Genomic DNA, 7,058 nt, shown 5'->3' with positions numbered 1-7,058 from the left:
TGTTTTCTTGTGGTATTGTTGTATTTTCTTGTGTTTTGTTTTCGGTTTTGTTTTCTTGTGGTATTGTTGTATTTTCTTGTGTTTTGTTTTCGGTTTTGTTTTCTTGTGGTATTGTTGTATTTTCTTGTTTTTCTGTTGTGTTGTTTTCAAATGGTGTGCTTAGGTTTGGTTTGTTTTCTTCTTTTTCAACAGTATTGTTTTCAGATTCAACTGGAATGTTTCTGTATGTAATTTTGTATCCGAAGAAGTTTTGATGATTGTTTTTATTGGTACTTAATACCTCAAAATCAAAAAATGCTTCTGTTGTTTCATTGATTTTTTTAATTGCACCATGGTCTGGAATTGTTAAATTAACGGAAGCATCCTTGATTTTCTGAACTAAAGGTTTGTTGAAATCAAAATTGTCGCTGAATGCCCAAATGATTTTTTGGGTATCGTATTTGTTTTTTACAGCAATGTCGTGGAATTCGACAAAGAAAGTTTTTAAGTAATGTCCGATTGACTCTCCATTTTTATTGTTGATTGCAGAGTCAGTGTCCTTAACTTCAAATTCATCATTGACTTTTGCCTCATGATCTCCGTAATTGATGCAGTATCCGTTGTATCCGTCCTCAAAAGTAATGTTGAAATGTCCATTTTCTTTTGATTTTACACTTTCACCGGTTCTGCTTTTTTCTTCTTCGGCATTTTTTTGGGGGATTACTTCCTCCTGCTGTGCTGTACCGGTATTTTTAACTGCTTCTTCGGTGCTGTTTTCTGCTGAGACAAAATTTACACCTGATGTGATAATTAAAAAGATTGTAAAAATTGTAATTATTGTCTTTTTCAAATTTTTCACCTCTTTTCTTTGTATTAATTCCATTGTAATGGAGTTATATATAAATTTAAAGTAACCAAACGGTCACTCTCGCTTAAATTTAGATAATTATTCGTATTTTACTTGATTCTTAAAATATGTTGGTTTAATTCATTTTTAAGCAAATAAAATAGTTTTTTTTTGGCTACAATTTAATTAATATATCATGAAAAACAATATTTTATCATGAAAGTGTTGGCTAATTTTGAAGACAATCATAAAATCCAATCCAATTCATCATTGGATGTTTTGTTGGGTGGAGGTTTTGAAAAAGGTACAATCACCCAAATATTCGGCCCACCTAGTTCAGGTAAAAGCAATATTGCATTAACATTAGCGGTTAATGTTGCAAAAAATAATAGAAAAGTGATTTATATAGATACTGAAGGCGGAATTTCAATTGACAGAATTAAACAGATTTCAGGATCTGACTTTTCAAATGTAGCCAATAATATAATAGTTTTTGAACCGACTAGTTTTATAGAACAAAATGAAAACTTGCGGTCAATTGATGTTTGGCTTAGAAAAAATCATGATGAAGTTGATTTGCTGGTTCTGGACTCTGCAGTTGCGCTCTACAGGGTTGATGATATGAAATCTGCTAAACTAAATAAGGAATTGGGTAAGCAGATGGGAGTGTTGTCCAAGATTGCAAGACAATACGATATCGCAGTAATATTGACAAATCAGATATATAATGCTTTTGATGATGAAGGAAATAATGATGTCAAGGCAGTTGGCGGAACTATTTTGCAGTACTGGAGCAAAGTCATACTTCAATTGGAGCGTGGTGAAGAAATCAACCAAAGAATTGCCACTTTGATTCGCCACAGAAGTATTCCTGAAGGCAATAAGGCCACTTTTTCAATCACTTCTCGGGGCATTATTTAGGTACTTTTATTAATAATTAAAAATATATATTAATTTTGGAATTGTTTGAGTGATAATATGAGGGAAAAGGATTTCGATATTAAAAAACCCAAAAAAAAGTTTCAAAAAACTGAACGGGTACCTCCAAAAGGTTATGATAATGCAAATGACTTTTTTGAGGACATGTATATGGATGAAGACATGATTTGGATGGGTCAAAATACCAACCATCTGCATGACGATACAATAGCCAATGCCATGATTGATGCAATTCGCAAAAAGACATATTGCAAATATCCTGCCCCTGAAGGATTTTCTGAACTTAAACAATTGATTTTAGATGATTTGGATTTAGAGGAATTTGAAGTTTTACTGACTTCCGGCGCAACCGAATCTTTATATTTGGTCATGCAGGCATTATTGGAACCGGAAGACAATGTAATCTTATCTGATCCTGGTTACTTTATTATTGGAGACTTTGCAAACAGATTTGCAGGCGAAGTCAGATATGTTCCTATTTACTATGAAGAAAATGACTATAAGTTGACTCCTGATTTAGTGAGAAAAAATATGGATGAAAACACTCGTATGATTATTTTAATCGATCCATTGAATCCGTTAGGCTCTTCATACACAGAAGAGGAACTTAAAGAATTCGCTCAAATCGCAAAAGAAAACGATTTATATTTATTGCATGACATAACCTACAAAGACTTTGCACGCGAACATTTCCTTGTGGAAAATTATGCTCCAGGTCAAACATTGACAATCTACAGCTTTTCAAAAATATTTGGAATGGCCGGTTTGAGGATTGGGGGTGTCATTTCATCCAAACCAATTATTGATGCAATCAAAAATGCTGTTGTCAATGATTTGGGTGTAAATATCATTTCCCAATACGGTGCAATTGCAGGCCTTGAATCAAAACATAATTGGTTTGATAGAATAAGAGAAACCTGTTTTGAAAACCAGAGGTTAATCAATGAAATGATTGAACCGATTGATGGGGTATTTCTGCCGGTTTATCCGTCTGATGCAAACATGATGGTAATAGATATGTCTGGTGCAGGAATAAATCCTAAAGAGATGTCCAATTATTTGATTCAGAAAAAATTGTTCACAAGGGAAGGGGAATACACTTCTGAAGAATTTGGTGACAGATACTTACGTATAAGTTTTTCAATTCCAACTGAAGAGGTTAAAGTATTCTGTGAAGAATTCCCAAAGGCTGTGGAAGCTTTAAGAAAAAAATAAGGTTAATGGTATGAGATTGAGATATCATCAACCTATTCCTAATTTTTACAATCAAGAAAACCCTCACCATCCCAATAATCTTATTTCCGATGATTTTTTACAGGAATTTGCTGATATGGCCATTGCTTCAAGATTTGCAGGATTGAGCTTTTCCAAGTTGAGTGAGGATTTTAAAAAAGAATGGGGTATCGATTGGGACAACATCATTATTCTGAAATATCTGATGTCTGAAGATATCCTCAAGATGGAACCGTCAGATGAAAAATGCCGGATGATGGATGAGGAATTCCAGGAATTCGGAGCCAAAACATTTGCACTTGCAGATATATTGAGAGAAAATGGATTTAAAGCGGATTTGATCAATCCGTTGGATGACCGTGTTAGCTTAAGGGCAATTGCAATGCAGTCAAATGATGCAATAATTACAAGAAGCAACATGTGCATGTTCAAGGAAGGATTGAACCTTGGATTTTTCATGATTCAGACTTCAATAGAAAATCTTCCGTTCAAAACGGAAAACGAGCTGAAATGGGTTGAGGATTACTGTTCAACATGTGGGGTATGCATTGACAGATGCCCTGAAAAGGCATTTGACGAAAATGGAAAATTCTTAAGAAAATTATGCACTGCACACCGTGAAGGATGCAGTCGTTGCATTAATTTCTGCCCGTTTTATAAGAGAGGTTATGAAAAAGTTAAAAAAAGATATGGGAGAATGAAAAAATGAGTGATAAAATAGCTTTAGTTTCATGCAGCGGATTAAGTCCGCTCGGATTAGTTGTAAGGGCAGCTAGCGTTGAACTTGCATTGGAAAATGAAAATATTGTAGCAGCATGCATCACAGAATATTCGGCACAACCCAACAACTGTTCACCTATTCTTGATGATGCAAAAATTGTTACAATAACAGGATGCAGTGATGACTGTGCTTCAGTAATTCTGAAAGAAAAGCAGGTCGATTCAGTTAAAAACATTGCTGCCGATGCTGTTGTCAAGACTTATGATTTGAATCCTCTGGATGCTGTTCGCTTGGATGATGATGGTGAAAAATCAGTTGAAGTGTTGAAAAAATATATTTTAAAAGAACTTGAAAATATCTAAAAAAATAAATTAAAGAGAATATTTAATCTGATAAGTAATAATATTCTCCTTTTTCTTTTTGTTCACGGTCTTTGTAACTGTCGAGCTTGTTTACTCTTGGTCTTTTTGTTTCCTTATCTCTTCTGAATGTAATGTTGAGGTTTCCTAAAAACTCGTTCATTGCGTTTCTCAAATCTGTTGGTTTGGAAGCATGACCGTTTAGACCAGGAATTCCGTTGAAAACCATTGCCCTGTCTGAAATGTAGTCGATAAATACGATATCATGGTCAACAATAAGTGATGCGGCATTTCTGCTTTCAACCATCTTACGGATAACTCTTGCAGCGATTAACCTTTGTTCAACATCTAAAAATGCTGTAGGTTCGTCAAAAAGATATATTTCAGCATCTTTTGAAATTGTTGCAGCTATTGCCAATCTTTGAAGTTCCCCGCCACTTAAACCGTTAACGGGCTTGTCAAGCATATCATTCAAAGTCAAAGGATTCATTATTTCACTTTCAAAGATTTTGCTTCCGAAACTAGGTGCATGCATGTATAAAAAGTCACTGACGGTTCCTTCAAAGTCTGAAACAATGTATTGTGGCTTGTAGGCTATTGTAACTTCCTCATCCACTTCTCCAGTAGTCGGATCTTCGACTCCAGCAAGCATTTTTGCGAATGTGGTTTTACCTATACCGTTTGAACCGAACGCAGTAACGATTTCATCATAAAAGATTTCACCTGCGTCTGCAGTCAATGTAAATCCGTCATATTCCTTATTCAAATCGGAATAGCTTGCAAGCGCATCCCCTTCATCTTCTGGAGTTGGAGGTCTTATTGTAAATTCGATTGGATTTCTTCTTATTCTGACATTTTCTTCAGCTAAAAATCCATTTATGTATGCATTGATTCCTAAACGAACTCCCTTTCTTCCAGATACTACACCGTATCCTCCAGGCTGTCCGTATAATATGTGGATGTTGTCAGAAAGTGCATCTAAAGTAGCAAGGTCGTGCTCGATTACAAGAACGCTTTTTCCTTCATCTGCAAGGGACCTGATTACTTTAACTGCATTCAGTCTTTGGGAAACATCCAGCCAGGATGTTGGTTCGTCAAAGTAGTAGAAGTCTCCTTCCCTTAAAACTGTTGCAGCAATTGCAACCCTCTGAAGTTCTCCACCACTCAGATTTTGCATTTCTCTGTCAAGAACGTTTTCAAGCTGCAGCTCTTTTGTAACGTATTCTAGCTTGTCTCTTTCATTGACGTTTGTAAGCAGGTCTTTCACTTTGCCTTTAACGACCTTTGGAAGCTGGTCAACCATCTGTGGCTTCAGGATGGTTTTTATGTTTCCTTCGGAAAGGTCCTGAAAATACTTTTGAAGTGAAGAGCCTTTATAAAATTCAATGACATTTTCCCAGTTTTCAGGAGGGTTTTCAAAGTCTCCAAAGTTAGGTATCAGATTTCCGGATAATATGTTCATGATTGTGGATTTACCAATACCGTTAGGTCCTAAAAGTCCTAAAACAGTTCCTTCTTCAAGGTTTGGAAGTCCAAACAGTTCAAATTGGTTCTGTCCAAACCTGTGAATCGGATTGTCGGCAGCTTCAGGTAGGTTAATGATTGTAATAGCGTCAAATGGGCAGCGATTTGTACATATACCGCACCCCTCACATAATTCTTCAGATATCAACGGTTTTTTTGTATCTTCATCAACTACTATGGTGTCTTCTTCCATTCTAACACCTGGACAGTAGTGAATACAGACATAATCACATTTTTTAGGCTGACATCTGTCCTTATCTAAAATTGAAATACGAGTCATTATAATCTCCTTAAAAATATAATCATATATAATTCTATCAATTCTATTTAATTAAATTAATGTATAATTTCATTTTTCAAAAATTATTTTAAATTGTAAAATTGCTTTTAATCTAATAAATTGATGTTAAAAAACCAATTTATTTGTGAGGGAATATTTTTTCTTCGTTCGCTTCAATTGTTATGAACATTTGTTTTGATGAAAAAATATTTTTAATATCTCTCCTAAATTTTATTATGTGGAGAGTTAAAAAAGTGGATGTTATTTTTATGAAACAGGCAATGATTGTAAGAACAGATTTGAAAATGGGCAAGGGAAAGATTGCTGCCCAATGCTGTCATGGAGCTATTGGTGCATACAAGAAATCTCCTCAGGATAAAATCAGGAAATGGGAAAATGAAGCTTATGCCAAGGTAGTTTTAAAAGTCAAAACCAAGGAGGAACTTTTGGAGCTTAAAGGATTGGCGGACCAAAAGGGCATTTCCAGTTATCTGGTGGTTGATGCTGGACGCACCCAGATACCTACATCAAGCGTTACGGTTTTGGCACTCGGTCCCGATGAAGATAAAATAATTGACGAAGTGACTGGGGATTTGAAACTTTTATGAACAACTGTCATTTTAATCGAAGCTGATTTTAATTAAATGTGGTGTAAATTATGGGCATAAAACAGGTTGTAAAAATTGGGGGAAGCCTATTTCCAGATTATGCGATTGAACTTGCAAGGCAATTGGAAAACACTGGTTCTGTTATTGTTCTTGGAGGGGGCGAATTTGCAAATCTTATTCGCAAATACGACTATGAACAGGATTTTTCCGAAGAAGTCAATCACTGGACGGCCATTGACTGCATGGACATAATTGCAAAGCTTGTAGATGATAAGGTAGACTCCACCAAATTGGCATATTCCATTGAAGAGGTCAATAAAATTTCTGATGATGGTTTTACTCCAATCTTTATTGTTTCAAGATTTTTAAAAACAGAAGACCCGTTTGAATGCTCATGGGATGTGACTTCAGACTCCATTGCAGCTTATGTTTCACACCTTCTAAATGCAAACCTTTTAATAGTAACAGATGTAAATGGTATATATACCCAAGAACCGAAAGAGCCAGGTTCAACATTCATAAGTAAAATCGAGGCAACAACATTACTAACTTTTCAAGAGTCGTCGAT

Annotated in this window: 8 protein-coding genes; 6 read left to right on the top strand and 2 right to left on the bottom strand. The window is 35.3% G+C overall.

The annotated features are described in order from the left end of the window. Positions 1 to 829 (bottom strand): hypothetical protein (locus UIB65_RS05695; RefSeq protein ID WP_330040166.1); only part of this gene is annotated, 829 nt, incomplete at its 3' end. A gap of 213 nt (positions 830 to 1,042) precedes the next feature. Between UIB65_RS05695 and radB the strand changes: the two genes are divergently transcribed. From radB to UIB65_RS05675, 4 genes are read left to right on the top strand one after another with little or no spacing between them, the layout of a single operon-like run. Beyond that, on the top strand, positions 1,043 to 1,747 hold the full coding sequence (gene radB, locus UIB65_RS05690; RefSeq protein WP_330040165.1) for a DNA repair and recombination protein RadB: 705 nt from the start codon (positions 1,043 to 1,045) through the stop codon (positions 1,745 to 1,747). A 57-nt stretch (positions 1,748 to 1,804) separates the two neighbouring features. Then, the gene (locus UIB65_RS05685; RefSeq protein ID WP_330040163.1) at positions 1,805 to 2,980 is read left to right on the top strand and encodes a pyridoxal phosphate-dependent aminotransferase; all 1,176 of its coding nucleotides are present in this window, start codon (positions 1,805 to 1,807) and stop codon (positions 2,978 to 2,980) included. A 10-nt stretch (positions 2,981 to 2,990) separates the two neighbouring features. Further along, positions 2,991 to 3,707, top strand: a complete 717-nt coding sequence (locus UIB65_RS05680) for a ferredoxin (RefSeq protein ID WP_330040161.1) — start codon at positions 2,991 to 2,993, stop codon at positions 3,705 to 3,707. Beyond that, positions 3,704 to 4,081: a putative zinc-binding protein gene (locus UIB65_RS05675; protein ID WP_330040160.1), complete on the top strand. Its 378-nt coding sequence runs from the start codon at positions 3,704 to 3,706 to the stop codon at positions 4,079 to 4,081. The genes UIB65_RS05680 and UIB65_RS05675 overlap by 4 nt, the downstream gene beginning before the upstream one ends. A gap of 22 nt (positions 4,082 to 4,103) precedes the next feature. Here UIB65_RS05675 and UIB65_RS05670 read toward each other — a convergent pair whose 3' ends face one another. Continuing rightward, a complete protein-coding gene (locus UIB65_RS05670) occupies positions 4,104 to 5,882 on the bottom strand; it encodes a ribosome biogenesis/translation initiation ATPase RLI (RefSeq protein WP_330040159.1) in 1,779 nt (592 codons plus the stop codon). 269 nt (positions 5,883 to 6,151) lie between these two features. On the opposite strand from UIB65_RS05670, the gene pth2 reads away from it, so the two are divergent. Next, positions 6,152 to 6,490, top strand: a complete 339-nt coding sequence (gene pth2 / locus UIB65_RS05665; RefSeq protein WP_330040168.1) for an aminoacyl-tRNA hydrolase — start codon at positions 6,152 to 6,154, stop codon at positions 6,488 to 6,490. Between the two features lie 50 nt (positions 6,491 to 6,540). Continuing rightward, positions 6,541 to 7,058 (top strand): delta 1-pyrroline-5-carboxylate synthetase (locus UIB65_RS05660; protein WP_330040158.1); only part of this gene is annotated, 518 nt, incomplete at its 3' end.

Source organism: Methanobrevibacter sp. (assembly GCF_036307625.1).
Classification (GTDB): domain Archaea; phylum Methanobacteriota; class Methanobacteria; order Methanobacteriales; family Methanobacteriaceae; genus Methanocatella.
Note: the sequence above shows the minus strand (reverse complement) of the source record. Positions and strands in the feature narration are given on the sequence as shown.

Coding starts and splice junctions, on each gene's coding strand:
- UIB65_RS05675 (WP_330040160.1), top strand. CDS start 3,704: ATGAGTGATAAAATAGCTTTAGTTTCATGCAGCGGATTAAGTCCGCTC.
- UIB65_RS05680 (WP_330040161.1), top strand. CDS start 2,991: ATGAGATTGAGATATCATCAACCTATTCCTAATTTTTACAATCAAGAA.
- UIB65_RS05685 (WP_330040163.1), top strand. CDS start 1,805: ATGAGGGAAAAGGATTTCGATATTAAAAAACCCAAAAAAAAGTTTCAA.
- radB (WP_330040165.1), top strand. CDS start 1,043: ATGAAAGTGTTGGCTAATTTTGAAGACAATCATAAAATCCAATCCAAT.
- UIB65_RS05670 (WP_330040159.1), bottom strand. CDS start 5,882: ATGACTCGTATTTCAATTTTAGATAAGGACAGATGTCAGCCTAAAAAA.
- pth2 (WP_330040168.1), top strand. CDS start 6,152: ATGAAACAGGCAATGATTGTAAGAACAGATTTGAAAATGGGCAAGGGA.